This window comes from Clostridium sp. AF15-41, from assembly GCF_003604095.1.
GTDB lineage: Bacteria > Bacillota > Clostridia > Lachnospirales > Lachnospiraceae > Coprococcus.
Genome location: NZ_QTMQ01000017.1, coordinates 1 through 16,698, shown reverse-complemented (window position 1 = coordinate 16,698; position 16,698 = coordinate 1). Strand labels below are relative to the sequence as shown.

The window sequence follows — 16,698 nt, the reverse complement described above, 5'->3', positions numbered from 1 at the left end:
GACATCGAGTAATCAGAAAGATTACGAGATGAGCATTGCGAAGGAAAAGACATCGAGTAATCAGAAAGATTACGAGATGAGCATTGCGAAGGAAAAGATATCGAGCAATCAGAAAGATTACGAGATGGGTATTGAAAATTTTTTATAAAGGAAAACATATGAAGATCATTAAAAAAGTTAAATGGGCATTGGTTTCGGTTTGGATTTTTATCGTGTTGATCATGGTGATAGGAACGATTGTGATCGGACGAAGTTATCTGTCAGAAATGTTTGGAGATGGATATAGTATACAGTCATTATATTCCATTAGTGATCCGATCAAGGAGACCTATAGAAATCTGTCGATTATCATGTCGGAGGTACAGGAAGATCTGCAGACAAATCCCAATAAATTTTATGATAAAAAATATTTTGAAAGTTTGAATCAGAAAGCTGGAAATTACAGGACATCGGTTCTCGTCTATCTGAACGGAGAATTTGTATATTCCGGAATACAGAAAGATATAGAGGAACTGGAATCCTCGTTACTTACTAAAAGAACCATTTATACAAATGGTGAAAGAGACATTGATCAGGATAACAATTTATCGGAAGTCAGTGTGGAAGATATGGGGGCACAAGGTTCATACTCATTTGGAGAGAATGGAAAAACCTATGAATATATGTTGACTACCCCGCAAGCATATCTGTGTAATGAGATTGATTATCAGATTGACGGAAAACCGATCAGCGTTTTTCTGGTTACCTACTATGGTAATTATGTCAGCCAGTTTAAGAGTGCACTTGTGGGTTTCATTTTTATGATGTTTTTGATCATGCTTGTGTTGACGACGGCATTGTCAGCGCTGGTATATACACAGTTTATTCGACCGTTGGTACGATTAAAAGAGGCAGCAGAGGAGATCGGTACAGGAAATTTGAACAGCCCGGTCGACGTGAGCAGCAGCAGAAAAGATGAGATCGGAGAGTTATGCCGGTCATTTAATGACATGAGGGTACGTTTGAATGAGTCTGTTGAGCTTAAGATGCAGTATGAGGAAGAGAACAGAGAGTTGATCAGTAATATTTCCCATGATCTGAAAACGCCGATCACGACGATCAAAGGTTATGTCGAAGGTCTGATGGATGGTGTGGCAGATACGCCGGAGAAACAGGATCGCTATCTGAAGATGATCTATAATAAGGCAAATGAATTGGATGCGTTGATTAATGAGCTGTCGCTCTATACAAATATTACGAACAATGCGATACCATATGAATTCCACAGGGTATCAGTTAAGGATTATTTTAATGATTGTATGGAAGAGGTTCGGGCAGATCTGTTGTCACATAATATGACTCTTACTTATAATAACTATTGTGCAGAAGATGTAAAGGTTGTCGTTGATCCGGATCAGTTGAAGCGAGTTATCAACAACGTTGTTACGAATGCGATCAAGTATACAGACAAAGAGGAAGGTCATATTGACATTTCTATAGAGGAAAGTGAGAAGATGATCAAGGTATCGATCAATGATGATGGACGGGGTATTGATAAAGAGAGCCTGCCGCATATATTTGACCGAACCTATCGTGCAGACAATGCAAGACGTTCCAGAGGCGGAAGCGGACTGGGACTTGCTATCTGTAAGAAGATCGTGGAAGAACATGGTGGAAAGATCTGGGCAACCAGTACGAAAGGCGAGGGTACAACGATCTATTTCACATTGAAGAAGTACATCAAGGAGGAAAATAAAGATGAGCAGAATATTGATAATTGAAGATGAACTTAGTATTGCAGAATTGGAGAGAGATTATCTGGAGTTAAATGATTTTGAAGTCGAAATAGAGACAAACGGAGCAAAGGGTCTGGATAAGGCACTGGAGAATGACTACAGTCTGATCCTGCTTGATCTGATGCTGCCGGATCTGGATGGATTTGAAATCTGTCGTCAGATTCGTGAGAAGAAGGATATTCCGATCATCATGGTAACAGCGAAGAAGAATGATATTGATAAGATTCGTGGATTGGGACTTGGTGTTGATGATTATGTAACAAAACCCTTCAGTCCAAGCGAACTGGTTGCCAGAGTAAAAGCACATATCTCCAGATATGAGAGATTGATCGGTTCAACTGCATTGCAGAATGACGTGATCGAGATTCGTGGTTTGAAGATCGATAAAACTGATCGTCGTGTCTATGTGGATGGCGAAGAGAAGGTATTTACAAATAAGGAATTTGATCTTTTGACCTTCCTTGCAAGCAATCCGAATAAAGTATTTTCAAAGGATGAACTGTTCAATAAGATTTGGAATATGGAGAGTATCGGGGATATAGCGACCGTAACGGTTCATATTAAGAAGATTCGCGAGAAGATTGAATTTGATACATCTAAGCCACAGTATATCGAGACTGTATGGGGCGTAGGATACAGATTCAGAATGTAGTGAGACAGAAATTATTCAGGCAGGAGAGAGCGTATCAGGGCTTTGGATTGTAAGAGGTTCTGATAAGGAGATAACAGATGAAGATAGAAGTATTATATGAAGATAATGATATATTGGTTGCTGTGAAGCCATACGGACTGCCATCACAGCCGGATAAGAAGAATTCTGAAAATATGGTCAGTATGTTGAAGCTCCGTATCTTTGAGAAAGAGCATCGGACAGAGGAACCGTATCTGGCTCCGATCCACAGATTGGATCGACCGGTTGGCGGCATTATGTTATTTGCAAAGAATAAAGAAGCTGCGGCAAAATTGTCTAAACAGAGCGAAGATGGTGAGATGATCAAATATTATCAGGCGATCTTAACAGGTGAACTTCCGAATGATGCCGGAACGATTACGAATTATCTGATTCATGATAACCAGACCAATGTCACAAGGATTGTGGATAAAGATACACCGGGAGCAAAATTAGCAGAGCTTGATTATGAAGTGTTAGATGTCATGGAGACAGATGATGGAATCTTAAGCTATGTGTTGATCAATCTTATCACAGGCAGAACACATCAGATCCGTGTTCAGATGGCTGGTAAAAAAGCAGGCATTTGGGGTGATACAAAGTACAATCCTAAGTTCCGGAAGACAAAAAAATCTTATAAACAGATCGGTCTTCATGCATCCAGGCTGGAATTTGAACATCCTGTGACAGGAGAACACATGGTATTTAAGAATGAGCCGGAAGGCAAGGCATTCGAGATTATCGAGCTGGATGAATTTTAGAGATAAAAACCGAAGCTATAGGACAAAATGTGTTGATAAAAACCGCCTTCACCCCTGATAAATAAAGGGATGAAGGCGGTTTAATCTTTTTCAAATAAAATTTGAGGGTGAAAAATATGCTGATAGCTGAATCTGTCTACTACATATATCTATTTGGCTTTTGGGATAGATGTCGGATAGATTACATCTTCAAAGCCATTATAGCTGTGAACCCAGCGCATATTTCCATCGCTGTCATATTCTATTAAGTAGCTTATGGTTTCGTCCTTGAAAGTCATAATAAGAACGTTCTGATCATTTATCTCATAGGTTCCTGTCCGTGTCGTCTGCCCTTTTTCGGTGACGGTCATATCTTCTGAGAAGGTAAAGTTCCCCTGATCCTCTACTGCCCATAAGGAATCGCACAGTTTTTCTTCAACTGTCCGTTCATCCCGTTTTTCAGGAAGATGGGTCATAACGAAATAGATTGAGACAAATGCTGCTGTGAGGATCAGAACAACGATAATGGTTATCTTTATAACTTTGAAGGTATGTGTCGTTTTCCTCTGTCTGGACAGGGATGCCTGCTGATCTTTGATCATATCCTGATAGGAGGCTGTGATACTGTAGCTTGAGCCTGCGATACTATTTGTCTTGTTTGTTGATGGTTCCTGTGTTGATTTTAACCGCAGGATAGCAGTCTCGGTCATGCCTTTGGTATTGATGTCTTCGGTCTGATTCGGAAGCTCTTTTTCCTGCAGGTATTGTTCGGAGATGGGAAGTCTGCCAGACTTGTCTGTTCCATTTTTCAGATGGAAGGAAGAATGGGTCTGTTCTTGTTCGCTCATTTATTTATCCCTCGTTTTATATTTTTTATACGCAATTTATCATGGATACTATATACACAAATGGTAGAAAATGCAAGAAAAAAATATTTTGCATTCTATAAGAACAATTCCACGAGAACAAGCTATGAGAACAAGCAAAAATCCCTTGAAAATATTGGACTATATCTATATAATGACAGAAGGTATATAACTTTTTAAAAGACAGGTATAGATGTCAGACACATTTAAAAGGTTACACGATAGAATTATTTTATGAGTATATAAAGGAGAAAATTGAGATGGCTAATGAAAAGAAATTAGTAGAGGCTATTACTTCCATGGACGAAGATTTTGCCCAGTGGTACACAGATGTTGTAAAGAAAGCAGAGCTTACAGATTATTCAAGTGTAAGAGGATGCATGATTTTACGACCGGCCGGTTATGCCATCTGGGAAAATATACAGAAGGAACTCGACAGAAGATTCAAGGAAATAGGCGTAGAAAATGTATATATGCCATTGTTCATTCCTGAAAGTCTTCTTCAGAAGGAGAAGGATCACGTAGAAGGATTTGCACCTGAAGTTGCATGGGTAACACAGGGTGGCTTGGATCCACTTCCGGAGCGTTTATGTGTAAGACCTACATCAGAGACTCTGTTCTGTGATCTGTATTCGAATATCATTCATTCATATAGAGATCTTCCAAAGGTTTATAACCAGTGGTGTTCAGTTGTTCGTTGGGAAAAGACAACCAGACCTTTCCTTCGTTCGATGGAATTCTTATGGCAGGAAGGTCATACGGCACATGCTACAGCAGAAGAAGCAGAGGAAAGAACCATCCAGATGTTAAATGTCTATGCTGATTTCTGTGAGCAGGTTCTGGCTATTCCTATGATCAAGGGACGTAAGACAGATAAAGAGAAGTTTGCAGGTGCAGAGGCTACTTATACGATCGAAGCTCTGATGCATGATGGTAAGGCACTTCAGTCCGGTACAAGCCATAATTTCGGAGATGGATTTGCCAAGGCATTTGGCGTTCAGTATACAGACGCAAATAATAAATTACAGTATGTACACCAGACTTCATGGGGTATGTCAACCAGAATTATCGGCGCGATCATCATGGTTCATGGTGATGACAGCGGCCTGGTGCTTCCACCAAGAATCGCTCCTACACAGGTTATGATCATTCCGATCAACCAGAAGAAGGAAGGCGTTCTTGAAAAGGCACAGGAGATCAAGGCAGCTCTTTCTGAGAAGTTCACAGTTAAGCTGGATGATTCTAATAAGAACCCAGGCTGGAAATTCTCTGAGCAGGAGATGCGCGGCATTCCGGTTCGTATCGAGATCGGACCAAAGGATATCGAAGCTGGTCAGGCAGTTATCGTACGTCGTGATAACAGAGAAAAGACAGTTGTGTCATTAGATAATATTACAGAAGCAGTTGGGGAGATCCTTGAGAAGATGCAGGCAGACATGCTTGCAAAGGCAACTGCTCACAGAGATGCCAATACACATGAGGCTCATAACTGGGAAGAATTCACTGACATTCTGACAAGAAAGCAAGGATTCATCAAAGCTATGTGGTGTGGCGACAGAGCCTGTGAGGAAGCGATCAAGGATGAGACCGGTGCAACAACCAGATGTATGCCATTTGAGCAGGAGCATCTGTCCGATGTCTGTGTACATTGCGGTAAGCCTGCAAAGACGATGGTATACTTTGGCAAGGCATACTAAGAGGAACATCGGCAAAGACGATGGTATACTTTGGCAAAGTATGATAAAAGAAAGACCAGCCATTAGCAGATGATAGATAAGTAGTGTATTTGATTTTGCAGAATTTATGATACTTGCAATAGGTGATAACAAACATATTAATAGATTGTTATCACCTATTTTAATGTAATATATATTTGGGATGGAATATGCTGTTTTCAATTGATATCATGAAATATGGCATAGATGATGACGCAATCATGAAGTATATGGCATAGATGATGACGCTTGAGGGTATATTGGATGAAAAAGCTTGTTAATACCCAGCCGAAGGGCAGGCGCGTGGGTATGACAGCTAGAAAACAGAAATGGTACCCAAGTGAAGGTAGTCATGCGGGTATGACAGCTAAGAAACAGAAGTGATACCCAAGAGAAGGATAGATCATAGGGTATACTAGAAGAGAAGATGAGAGATACCCTATCAAAAAATAAAGTAATGGTATTGTGTACAGAAAGGCATAGAAATACCCAAGGAGGAGGTTGTGATATGGAGATCAGGATGCCGGAGAATGCGAAAAAGGTAATAGAGACACTGGAAGCTGCCGGATATGAAGCCTATATTGTTGGTGGCTGTGTGAGAGACAGTATTCTTGGCAGAGAACCGGGAGACTGGGATATTACGACAGCAGCAAGACCGGAACAGGTAAAGGCGTTATTCAGACGGACGATCGATACTGGAATTAAGCATGGTACGGTTACGGTTATGTTTGGTAAAGAGGCATATGAAGTAACCACCTACCGGGTGGATGGAGAATATTCCGATCACAGAAGACCGGATTCTGTGGAATTTACTGCAAATTTAGAAGAAGACTTGAAGCGTAGGGATTTTACGATCAATGCTATGGCATACAGTCCTTCAGCAGGTGTGATCGATCTGTTCGGTGGAATGGATGATCTGGACAATAAGGTAATCAAGGCGGTCGGTGATCCGCTGGCACGATTTGATGAAGATGCCCTGAGAATCCTTCGGGCAATCCGGTTTGCAGGCCAGCTTGATTTCACGATCGAAAGGGATACCAGAAAAGCGATGATCCTACGGGCACAGTTCTTACAGGATATCAGTGCCGAACGTATCCGCGTGGAGCTTGACAAATTGCTGACTTCTGCGCATCCGGAGAAATTGATGGAAGCATATGTGACAGGTATAACAGCATATATCCTGCCGGAATTTGACCGAATGATGGAACAGCCGCAGAACAATCCATACCACAAATACAACGTAGGAGTTCATTCGATGGAAGCAGTTAAGGTTATTGAGCCAACTACAGTATGCAGATGGGCTGCGCTGCTTCATGATGTGGGAAAGCCGGAATGTCATACTGTGGATGAAAATGGTATCGACCATTTCTATGGACATAATGAGAAGGGGGCAGAGATTGCCCGTAAGGTGCTTCGCAGACTGCGGTTTGACAATGAAACGACAGATCTGGTATGCAAGATGGTGCTGTGGCATGATTATGGTTTAGGGGAGATGTTGAAAAAGACAACCTTCCGAAAAGCACTCAGCAGGATGGGAGCAGATTTCTTCCCTTATTATATCAAGATCCGCCGGGCGGATATGGCGGCGCAGAGTGATTATAAGTTAGAAGAACGGAGAAGCAGCATCGAGCATCTGGAGAAATTGTATCAGGAGATCACGGATGCGAAAGATTGTCTGACGATTAAACAGCTTGCCATCAATGGAAAGGATTTGATCGCACTTGGCGTAAAACCTGGAAAAGAGATCGGCGATATCTTGCAAGAGCTTCTGAATCAGGTGCTTGGCAGTCCTGAGTTGAACAACAGAGAAACGCTGTTGTCTATGGCAGATAAATATATTAAGAAGTAAAAAAATAAAGGTAGAATTATAACTGCATCTAGCTAATTATATATTGACATTACCCAAGATTTCGTAATGAGATGCATAGTGCCGGTAAATACGAGTGCCTGTTTGAGTCCGAAGGACGAGTTGGTCAATGCTTCATCTCTGCCGTATTTTACTACGGAATATGGCAGTTTTTGCGTGATCCATATGCCGGGCGGGTGAATATACCGGGCACAGATCCGGAGGCAAATGTGACATTTTATGTGAAAGACCGGAGATCATTTAAAACAGATAAAAATATGGAGGTGTGGAATGAGACTGAGGAATGTGTTAATTGTTGTGAAAGATATTGAACGGTCAAAGCAATTTTACCATGATCTGTTTGGACTCGAACCAATATTAGATAATGACGGAAATCTGATTCTGACGGAAGGATTAGTATTGCAGGATGAGAGGATATGGAAAGATTTTCTTAAAAGAGATGTGATATCCCACAATAATTCCGCCGAGCTATATTTTGAGGAGCGGGATATCGAAGCTTTTGTTGAAAAGCTGGAGCGGTTATATCCGTCGATTGAATATGTAAATCCACTTATGGTTCACAGTTGGGGACAGAAGGTGGTTCGTTTCTATGATCTGGATGGAAATCTGATCGAGGTTGGGACGCCGACGTAACCGGAAACAGACAAGGAGATTACAGGCGGCGGAAAATTTATAATTTAATAAAGGCATGCTATAATTACGGAGGTTAGGAAGGACTAATAAAATTATAAATAACAGGAGAGAAAAAATGAGAAACATCGTTTTGCTTGTCAGATATACAATACAATCAGGGATGAGAGGGAAATTTGTTGAGGCTGTGATGGCATCCGGGATTTTAGATCAGATTCGGAAGGAAAAAGGATGTGTGTCATATAATTATTATGAGGATGTCGAAGATCCGGACAAACTGCTGCTCGTAGAGGAATGGGAATCGGAGGAGGATCAGCAGAAGCATTTGCAGATGCCGCATATGGAGATGTTAAAGCAGATAAAAGAAAAATATGTCTTTGATACAGTAGTAACAAAAAGATAGGGTTTATATAATGGGAAAGGGGAAATTACTATGTGGAAAATATTTATAATTTTATTCGGAGTGCTTTTCGGCATATTTATTCCAAAATCAATATACGAGAATTATACAGATACAAATCGGGAAGACAGTACTTATGAAGAATATTCATATGCAGACTCAGAGGACAGTGTTTATGGGGACTATCCGTATCCAGATCCGGAGTATGCTGCCGGACGAGGTAACTTGAAAACCTATAACAACAAGGACTATGATCCGACAAAAACAGACTGGGAAAATTATGGGGATACCGGCTCAATCATGGAGATTGCAGACACGGACTGGGCATTAGAAAATGCTCCCGTGTTTCATGTAGAAACAAAGGAACAACTGGCTGGTGTTGTGTATTATGTCAATGCAGTTAAAGGGTATAATGATTCCGTGGAACTCTACCTTGAGGCGGATATAGATCTTGACGGTCTGGAATGGGTTCCGATGGGCGGATGGTACAGACCAGATAGATATCTTGAGTACACTACATTTGTGGGGCTTATAGATGGACAAAATCATATAATAAAAAATATGCATATAGATACAAAATACGGTGGACATTGCGGATTTGTAGGATATTCTTATTCCTTGCAGATGAAGAATATCACTTTTGAAAAGGCATATGTGTCCGGAGGAACGTATGTAGGAATTGCAGGCGGAGAAATTTATGGTTCTGAAGACTGGATAAATGTAAATGTATCAGGTATGGTTGGAACACCCGGACCTGAAACCGGCTCGATCGTTGGCAGGGAAGCCGGTATTAATTTCAGAGACTGCGATGCAACGGTTGTGTATAAAAAGGAAAACGGAAGATTTGGAAGTATCCGGTATTTTTCACACAGATATCAGTTAATTGCAGAAACACCGGTTGTTGAAGCATTTACCCTGACTTATGAAAATGGCGTGATCATAAGAGATGAAGTTGAAGGATATGATAATCTGGGCTGGCATATTGAGCGGGATGGTTCGCTTCTTTTGGACAGAGCAGCAGAAGGTGAATTGCAGCTGCCGGCAGAATATACATATCCGGATACATCGATCTGGCTTGAGGCATATATAAATGGAACGTATATCAGAGTCAGCAATATAATCGACGTGCCTTGATCAGATAGCGTTATTTTGTCCGGTATTTCAGGAGAAAGGGAAGTATATTATGTGTTTGCGGAGTGGTGATGTTTCAGATATTATAATAATATACTTAAATTTGGAGAGCAAAAATGGTTGTATATAAATATGGTGATCCGGAAGCAAATATTGTATTGATTCAACCAGTGGGAGATCATGATGTGCATGATATAGAAAATGAGGTTTCAGAGATAAAGAAGAGGACTTCTCTGGAATTTCAGATGGTCGCAGTTAAAGTAGATAGCTGGAATCAGGATCTGTCTCCGTGGAGAGCCCCTGCTGTATTTGGAAATGAAGATTTTGGTGAGGGTGCGTCGGCGTTACTGGCACAGATATTGGAATTGTGTAAGGATGAAAGTAAGACTTATTATCTTGGTGGATATTCCCTTGCGGGGCTGTTTGCACTTTGGGCATCCTGCCAGACGGACAGGTTTGCCGGGATAGCGTCAGCATCCCCATCAGTTTGGTTTCCGGGATTTCTTTCGTATGTGAAAGAATATGGGATTGCAAGCCCGGTTGTTTATCTGAGTCTTGGTGATCGGGAAGAAAGAACGAAGAATCAGGTTATGGCTGCGGTAGGCGATTGTATCCGGGAATTGTATGGATGGCTACAGGAGCAGGAGATTGACAGTATACTGGAATGGAATCAGGGAAATCATTTTAAAGAACCGGGAATCCGTACGGCGAAAGCATTTGCATGGGTGATGGAACGAACAAAAGGAACGATCAGAGGAAGGTGATACTTTATGAATGTTACGATGCTTGGAACAGGAAGTGCACTTGTTACGGAATGTTATAACACCTGTTTTGTGTTGCAGGAAAATGAGGAATATTTTATGGTGGATGGTGGCGGTGGAAGTGCCATTCTGCATCAGTTAAAGCATGCCGGAATTGACTGGAAAGAGGTTAGAACTATCTTTGTGACACATAAACATATCGATCACATTACGGGTATCATATGGATGATCCGTATGATATGCCAGCATATGAAGCAGGGCGAATATGAAGGCGAAGCTGTGATATATGCACATGATGAAGTCATTGATCTGCTGCTTGATCTGGCCAGAAAACTTCTGCCAAAGAAAGAGACAGATTTTATCGGTAAACGGCTGCATCTGATAGCAGTTAAAAATGGAGAGTCTGTTGAAATTTTGAATAAACGGGTTACATTTTTTGATATCCAATCCACAAAAGCGAAACAGTTCGGTTTCTGCATGGAACTGGGAGATGGAGAGAGATTAACCTGCTGCGGAGATGAACCATACAATCCATGTGAAAAGAAGTATGCAGAGAACAGTACATGGTTGTTGCACGAAGCATTTTGTCTGGATGGTCAGGCGGATATATTCCATCCATACGAGAAGCATCATTCAACAGTGAAAAATGCCTGTGAGTTTGCAGAAGAATTGCATGTGAAAAATCTGCTGCTGTATCATACAGAGGATCGGAATCTTTCACATCGAAAAGAATTGTATTATGAAGAAGGAAGAAAATATTTCAGTGGGAATCTTCTGATCCCGGATGATCTGGAAACGTTTATAATTTAATATGGTGATCCGGACGGCGAAAGCATTTGCATGGTTGATGAAGAATATGCTAATATAGTTAGCAGAGACTAACTGCATTGGCATATTTTTTTTATAAAGGAGAATAGATATTATGTTACAGTGGAAAATATTTATGGTGATGGCATTGATCGGGCATATATTGTGTGGGATTTCAGATGGATTTCTGACATATGCTCCAAATGGAAAAGTCGATCTGACAAATTTTAAGGATTATGAAAAATCCAAGGTAGCCTTTCATGGAATGCCACTGAAGAATCTGTCGGTTGCGATGTTGTTGGGCGTGTGTGCAATGACGCTTGAGATATTCGGATACATAGCTCTTTGTGACTGGATGCAGCAGTATTCAGAAACATATTATCTGATCATGCTGATATCAACACTTGTCATGTTTATCAATCTTGCATTGCATCATCTGTTCTGTTGTCTGGTTGAATGGTTTTTTGTAAAATTAAATCTGACAGAAGAAGCTCTGCACGCGGTATGGGATTTCTTTAAGACAACCTGTTATACGATGTATCTGGGATATCTGGGAATGTTGGTATTTGCGGCAGCATTTTTTATTGCTGTTGTGACAGGAAAAACTTCACTTCCGGCATGGGCATGTATTTTTAATCTGCTGCCGCTTGCAATCGTGATCCTGCCAACAAAACTTCCGGCAAAAGCAAATGTAATCGGGGTGATCATGTTTGCCGGGTTGCTTTTTCTTATATAATGGTCACGTTCGAGAGCCGGGAACTATTGGCGTTCTTACTTTATAGAAATTATCTTGTAAAAAAGTATAAAATAAAGGAAAATATAAAAAAAGTATAAAATGAGGTAATATATGCAGAAGCCATTTACAATTACATTTAGTAAAGCACCGAAAAACGCATGTATTCATACAGATAAAACAGCATATTATCATTTGCCGGGACTGTTCGAATTCTATGAGCTGTATCGTATCTTTCTGCCATTGTTCCGTGAGCACAGAGAATATTTCTATGACTGGTGTGAGATCGGTTCAATCTATGGTGCTCCGGCGGACTGCCTGTGGGGTGGCGGACGTGTTGGATATGGTGATTGTGATCCGGAGGATGTTCGGGAATTGATGGACGAGTATGGAATCTCAGCCCGGCTGACCTTCAGTAACTCGCTGCTTTGCGAGAAGCATCTGACAGATAAGAGATGTAACGATCTTTGCAGATTATTTGAGAAAAACGGAAAGGCAGAAAATGGGGTGATCGTCCATTCGGAGCTGTTGTTAGATTACCTAAAAAAGCAGTATCCGGATTTTTATTTTGTATCATCGACTACAAAGGTTCTGACAGATTTTGAGGAGTTGGTAAAGGAGACAGATCGGGAAGATTTCCGTTATGTTGTGCCGGATTTCCGATTGAATAAGGCATGGGACAAATGGGAAAAACTGACACAGTCGCAGAGGGATAAAGTGGAATTCCTGTGTAATGAATGTTGTTCCTTTGGGTGTAAGGACAGACGCAAATGTTATGAAACGGTCAGTCGCAAGAATCTTGGAGAGGATTGCCCAGAGCATGAGTGTACGGCTTCAGATGTCATGGGCGGTTATCGTTTTTCAAAGGCAATGACAAATCCGGGATTTATCGGAATCAATGATATAAAAGAAACATATCTGCCGATGGGATTTTCTCATTTTAAGATTGAGGGGCGGAGTCTTGGCAGTGCGTTGGTCCTGGAATTTTTGCTTTATTATATGACAAAACCGGAATATCAACTGCACGTTCGGGAGGCTGTCTATCTGGATAATATGCTGGATCTTTTTTAACGGAGCAATTGCGAATCAGAGCCTGTAATGTTAATATAAGGCTATATGGGTAAGACAAGGTAGGTGGCATTCGTGAGAGCAGAAGAAGTTATGCAGGAAGTTGCAAAGCTGTGCAGGAGTTTTCATGCAAAAGAAGTAATATTATATGGTTCAAGGGCAAAAGGTACAGCGATGGAAAGAAGCGATATTGATATTGCTGTTTCGGGTGTGGATAACTTTGAATCACTTGTTGAAAAAGTGGAAGAATTGCCAACACTTTTCAGTGTGGATTTAGTGAATATGGATACCTGTAGGAATCGGTTATTATTGGAGGATATCAGGCAATATGGACGAGAAATTTAACAGACGGTTTTTATCTTTCTGCAATTCACTGGATGCATTGTCGGAGGCAAGGCAGAGAGATCTTTCGGATTCTTTTGTGTTAAGCGGAACCAGTGCAAAGTTTAGTATTACATTTGATCTGGCATGGAAGGTCATGAAAGATATATTGGTGCAGTATTATGCGATCACAGGATTTGTAACAGGTTCACCAAGGGAGGTACTAAGGGAAGCTTATAAGGCAAATCTGATCTCGGATGATGACTGGATGGAAATGCTGAAAGTGAGAAACGAGCTTGCGCATGATTATGATTGTGAGATTGTAAAAACACATTGTGATAAAATTGTAGAGACATACATTGATCTGTTTTATGATTTTGAAAATGTAGTAAAGCAGTTGATCGGATAAAATAAGACAAAAATAAAAATGTCAGTGCAGGGATGCGCTGGCATTTTTATTTTGTGGAAAAGTTAAAGGCTGGAATTAAAGAGTCGTGAGGACATGGATTGTCGGATTAAAGCCATCCCAATTTTTCGTTTGACTTTTTCGAAAATGAGAAATATAATAACGTCTTGAACGAGTAGCAAACATGCGTAAATCCAGTTTTGCTGCTCGTTTTTTTAATTATATATTGCCATTAAAAAGTGTGTAGCTTATCAGCGTAAGTCCAACTTATAAGATAAGTACACACTTTTTTTATGTGAAAAAAGGAGGATTAAATTAAGATGGCGGAAAGTAATAAGATGAGGGAGATGCCGGTAAATAAGCTGATGGTTCAGATGGGAATACCGATGATCCTGTCGATGGCATTACAGGCGGTCTATAATATCGTGGACAGTGCATTTGTAGGCAATATGAAGGTGGGGAGTGAAGCAGCATTAAATGCACTCACACTGGTATTTCCGGTTCAGATGCTTATGGTGGCTGTGGGAATCGGAACAGGTGTAGGAACAAATGCACTTCTTGCCATGACACTTGGACAGAGAGATACGAAAAAAGCAGCAAGAGTTGCAGGCAACAGCTTATTCCTTGGTGGAATTATTTATGTGGTATGTCTGTTATTTGGTATCTTTGGAGTGAAAGCCTACATCTCATCCCAGACCGTTGACCCGGAAGTTATCTCGATGGGAACAACATATTTGCGGATATGCTGTGTGTTGTCCTTTGGCATTATCTTCTTTTCATTATTTGAAAAATTATTGCAGGCAACAGGACGTTCCCTTTATTCAACAATCGGTCAGGTTGCGGGAGCTGTTATAAATATTATTCTTGACCCGATCATGATCTATGGTATTGGACCTGTTCCGGAAATGGGAGTAGCGGGAGCCGCATATGCTACCGTCATAGGACAGATCGTATCTGCCGGTTTGCTTCTGGTATTTCATCTGAAGTTAAATAAGGAATTTGAACATGGAATAAAACATATGAAGCCGAGTGCCAGAACTATGAAAGAAATCTATTCCATTGGTCTTCCTGCAATCATTGCACAGGCACTTATGTCAATTATGGTTTATGCGATGAATCTTATTTTAAAATTCAATCCTTCCGCCCAGACGGCATATGGATTGTTTTATAAGGTGCAGCAGTTTGTATTGTTCCTTGCATTTGGACTGAGAGATGCAATCACGCCGATCATAGCTTTTGCATATGGCATGGGAAGCAAGAAAAGGATCAAAGATGGAATCCGCTATGGTCTTATTTATACCATAGCATTGATGATCCTGGGCGTTCTCATCACAGAGATTTTTCCAAATGCCTTTGCCTCGCTGTTCAATGCAGGTCAGTCAAGAGCGTATTTTATCGGTGCAATGAGAATTATCTCGATCAGTTTTGTATTTGCCGGAATCAATGTGGCATATCAGGGAATCTATCAGGCATTGAATGGCGGTCTTGAGTCGCTTGTCATATCACTTCTCAGACAGCTTGTGATCATATTGCCATTGGCAGCTATTTTTTCTGTTTTTGTAAGAAATGACCAGATGGGTGTTTCGTTGATCTGGTGGGCGTTCCCAATTACGGAATTTGTCTCATGCTTAGTGGGATATGTATTTTTGAAGAGAATACAGAGAAACAAGGTAGAAAAATTAAGTTAGGTTATGAAGGTGGGAGCACAGGCTCCCATCTTTTTATATAAGGAATTATAAGGGGAAAGTGGCTTGTAATCATAAGTCAGTATGCTATAATAATCGTTAGATAGAACTAACTTAAAGTACTTAGGAGGTTGAGAGTAAAATGGTGATAACGATAGTTGCAACGGTTATGATCTGGGTGGCGTATTTCCTCATTTTATATGGAGGAGTCGGTTTTATTCAGGATAAGAGGTTTTTCTCGTCTGCACCAAAGGAGAATCTGGAAGCCATTCCAGATTCAAAAGAGCGGTTCCGTGGTGCACATGCAATCGGCTGGATCATAGAAGTAATCGCACTTCTTATGTTTATAGGTGCGGTTGTTCTAGGCGTATGGGATGGTGTAAAAAATGATTATGGATTTTTAAATTTCTTTGCACGATTCCTTATCATGCTTTATTGTATGGAGATCTATGATATCTGCTTTTTTGACTGGGTGCTTCTCTGTCATTCGAACTTCTTCCCACATTTCTACCCGGAACTGAAAGGTGTTGTGGGTCCGCATATGTTCGGATATAACAAGAAGACACACATATTACATTTCATTATTTATATTCCGATCTGTGCTGTAGTTGCATGGATCTGTACACTTTTTTAAAGTGAGATCGCACAGATCCTGAAGAAATAAGAGCCATTGGAAAACGAAAGGATAGATGATAAGTATGCTGAAATACGGAATTTATGCAAAAGCAGTAGAATTGTTATGTTTTAAATCAGCCTTAGCCAGACTTGCAGAGATAAATCCGGATATGGATATGAAAGACTATAAGAAAAAGGTAAAACGTGAATTCAAGGCGATGCTTTTGAGAACCCCGGACATAGGGGGAAGTTCATTGGAAATGAATCTGTATATTGCAGCATTTGTCTTCTCCTTACATAAAGCAGAGCCGGATAAGATCGATCCCGATGTTGTAAACGAGATGGTAACTGCGGTATTTGACTCGCCGTTTATGGTGAAGGCACATGCAAATAAAAAATGTACATTATTTACAGATGAGGTACAGGATAAAAAAGTGCAGGAAAGTATAGCAAGCCAGGCATCAAAATATTGTAGGTTTGTCAAACATATGTTACACAGATGCCAGAT

General features: G+C 40.7%; 18 protein-coding genes. 17 read left to right on the top strand and 1 reads right to left on the bottom strand.

What is annotated here, in order from left to right:
• Positions 1–158: 158 nt before the first annotated feature.
• The 3 genes from DWW43_RS10815 (at position 159) to DWW43_RS10805 (ending at position 3,206) form a co-directional block, all read left to right on the top strand.
• Positions 159–1,760: a HAMP domain-containing sensor histidine kinase gene (locus DWW43_RS10815; RefSeq protein ID WP_119963563.1), complete on the top strand. Its 1,602-nt coding sequence runs from the start codon at positions 159–161 to the stop codon at positions 1,758–1,760.
• Positions 1,738–2,427 (top strand): response regulator transcription factor, encoded by a 690-nt coding sequence (locus DWW43_RS10810; RefSeq protein WP_008399752.1) that lies wholly within the window; start codon positions 1,738–1,740, stop codon positions 2,425–2,427. The genes DWW43_RS10815 and DWW43_RS10810 overlap by 23 nt, the downstream gene beginning before the upstream one ends.
• A gap of 77 nt (positions 2,428–2,504) precedes the next feature.
• Entirely contained in the window at positions 2,505–3,206 is a 702-nt protein-coding gene (locus DWW43_RS10805) for an RluA family pseudouridine synthase (RefSeq protein WP_119963562.1), read from the top strand.
• Positions 3,207–3,355: 149 nt separating this feature from the next.
• On the opposite strand, the gene DWW43_RS10800 is transcribed toward DWW43_RS10805, so the two are convergent.
• Positions 3,356–4,033 (bottom strand): hypothetical protein, encoded by a 678-nt coding sequence (locus DWW43_RS10800; protein ID WP_119963561.1) that lies wholly within the window; start codon positions 4,031–4,033, stop codon positions 3,356–3,358.
• Between the two features lie 278 nt (positions 4,034–4,311).
• Between DWW43_RS10800 and proS the strand changes: the two genes are divergently transcribed.
• From proS to DWW43_RS10730, 14 genes are all read left to right on the top strand, one after another.
• Positions 4,312–5,748 (top strand): proline--tRNA ligase, encoded by a 1,437-nt coding sequence (gene proS, locus DWW43_RS10795; RefSeq protein WP_117784559.1) that lies wholly within the window; start codon positions 4,312–4,314, stop codon positions 5,746–5,748.
• Between the two features lie 526 nt (positions 5,749–6,274).
• Positions 6,275–7,615, top strand: a complete 1,341-nt coding sequence (locus DWW43_RS10790) for a CCA tRNA nucleotidyltransferase (protein WP_119963560.1) — start codon at positions 6,275–6,277, stop codon at positions 7,613–7,615.
• Between the two features lie 288 nt (positions 7,616–7,903).
• Positions 7,904–8,266 carry a VOC family protein gene (locus DWW43_RS10785; protein ID WP_117807987.1) on the top strand — a complete coding sequence of 121 codons (363 nt, stop codon included), beginning with the start codon at positions 7,904–7,906 and terminating at the stop codon, positions 8,264–8,266.
• Positions 8,267–8,381: 115 nt separating this feature from the next.
• A complete protein-coding gene (locus tag DWW43_RS10780; RefSeq protein ID WP_119963559.1) occupies positions 8,382–8,666 on the top strand; it encodes an antibiotic biosynthesis monooxygenase family protein in 285 nt (94 codons plus the stop codon).
• A gap of 30 nt (positions 8,667–8,696) precedes the next feature.
• Positions 8,697–9,797: a hypothetical protein gene (locus DWW43_RS10775; RefSeq protein WP_119963558.1), complete on the top strand. Its 1,101-nt coding sequence runs from the start codon at positions 8,697–8,699 to the stop codon at positions 9,795–9,797.
• 113 nt (positions 9,798–9,910) lie between these two features.
• Entirely contained in the window at positions 9,911–10,558 is a 648-nt protein-coding gene (locus DWW43_RS10770) for an esterase (protein WP_119963557.1), read from the top strand.
• 6 nt (positions 10,559–10,564) lie between these two features.
• Positions 10,565–11,365 (top strand): MBL fold metallo-hydrolase, encoded by an 801-nt coding sequence (locus DWW43_RS10765; protein ID WP_021944240.1) that lies wholly within the window; start codon positions 10,565–10,567, stop codon positions 11,363–11,365.
• 112 nt (positions 11,366–11,477) lie between these two features.
• Positions 11,478–12,098, top strand: coding sequence for a DUF6796 family protein (locus DWW43_RS10760; RefSeq protein WP_119963556.1), 621 nt, complete (start codon positions 11,478–11,480; stop codon positions 12,096–12,098).
• 111 nt (positions 12,099–12,209) lie between these two features.
• Entirely contained in the window at positions 12,210–13,166 is a 957-nt protein-coding gene (locus DWW43_RS10755) for a hypothetical protein (protein WP_243104475.1), read from the top strand.
• Between the two features lie 72 nt (positions 13,167–13,238).
• Positions 13,239–13,508, top strand: coding sequence for a nucleotidyltransferase domain-containing protein (locus DWW43_RS10750; RefSeq protein WP_165853067.1), 270 nt, complete (start codon positions 13,239–13,241; stop codon positions 13,506–13,508).
• Entirely contained in the window at positions 13,492–13,893 is a 402-nt protein-coding gene (locus DWW43_RS10745) for an HI0074 family nucleotidyltransferase substrate-binding subunit (RefSeq protein ID WP_119963555.1), read from the top strand. Before DWW43_RS10750 ends, DWW43_RS10745 begins: the two co-directional genes overlap by 17 nt.
• A 317-nt stretch (positions 13,894–14,210) precedes the next feature.
• On the top strand, positions 14,211–15,578 hold the full coding sequence (locus DWW43_RS10740; protein WP_119963554.1) for an MATE family efflux transporter: 1,368 nt from the start codon (positions 14,211–14,213) through the stop codon (positions 15,576–15,578).
• A gap of 139 nt (positions 15,579–15,717) precedes the next feature.
• Entirely contained in the window at positions 15,718–16,209 is a 492-nt protein-coding gene (locus DWW43_RS10735) for a hypothetical protein (RefSeq protein ID WP_119963553.1), read from the top strand.
• 64 nt (positions 16,210–16,273) lie between these two features.
• A partial coding sequence (locus DWW43_RS10730) for a hypothetical protein (RefSeq protein ID WP_119963552.1) occupies positions 16,274–16,698 on the top strand: 425 nt, incomplete at its 3' end.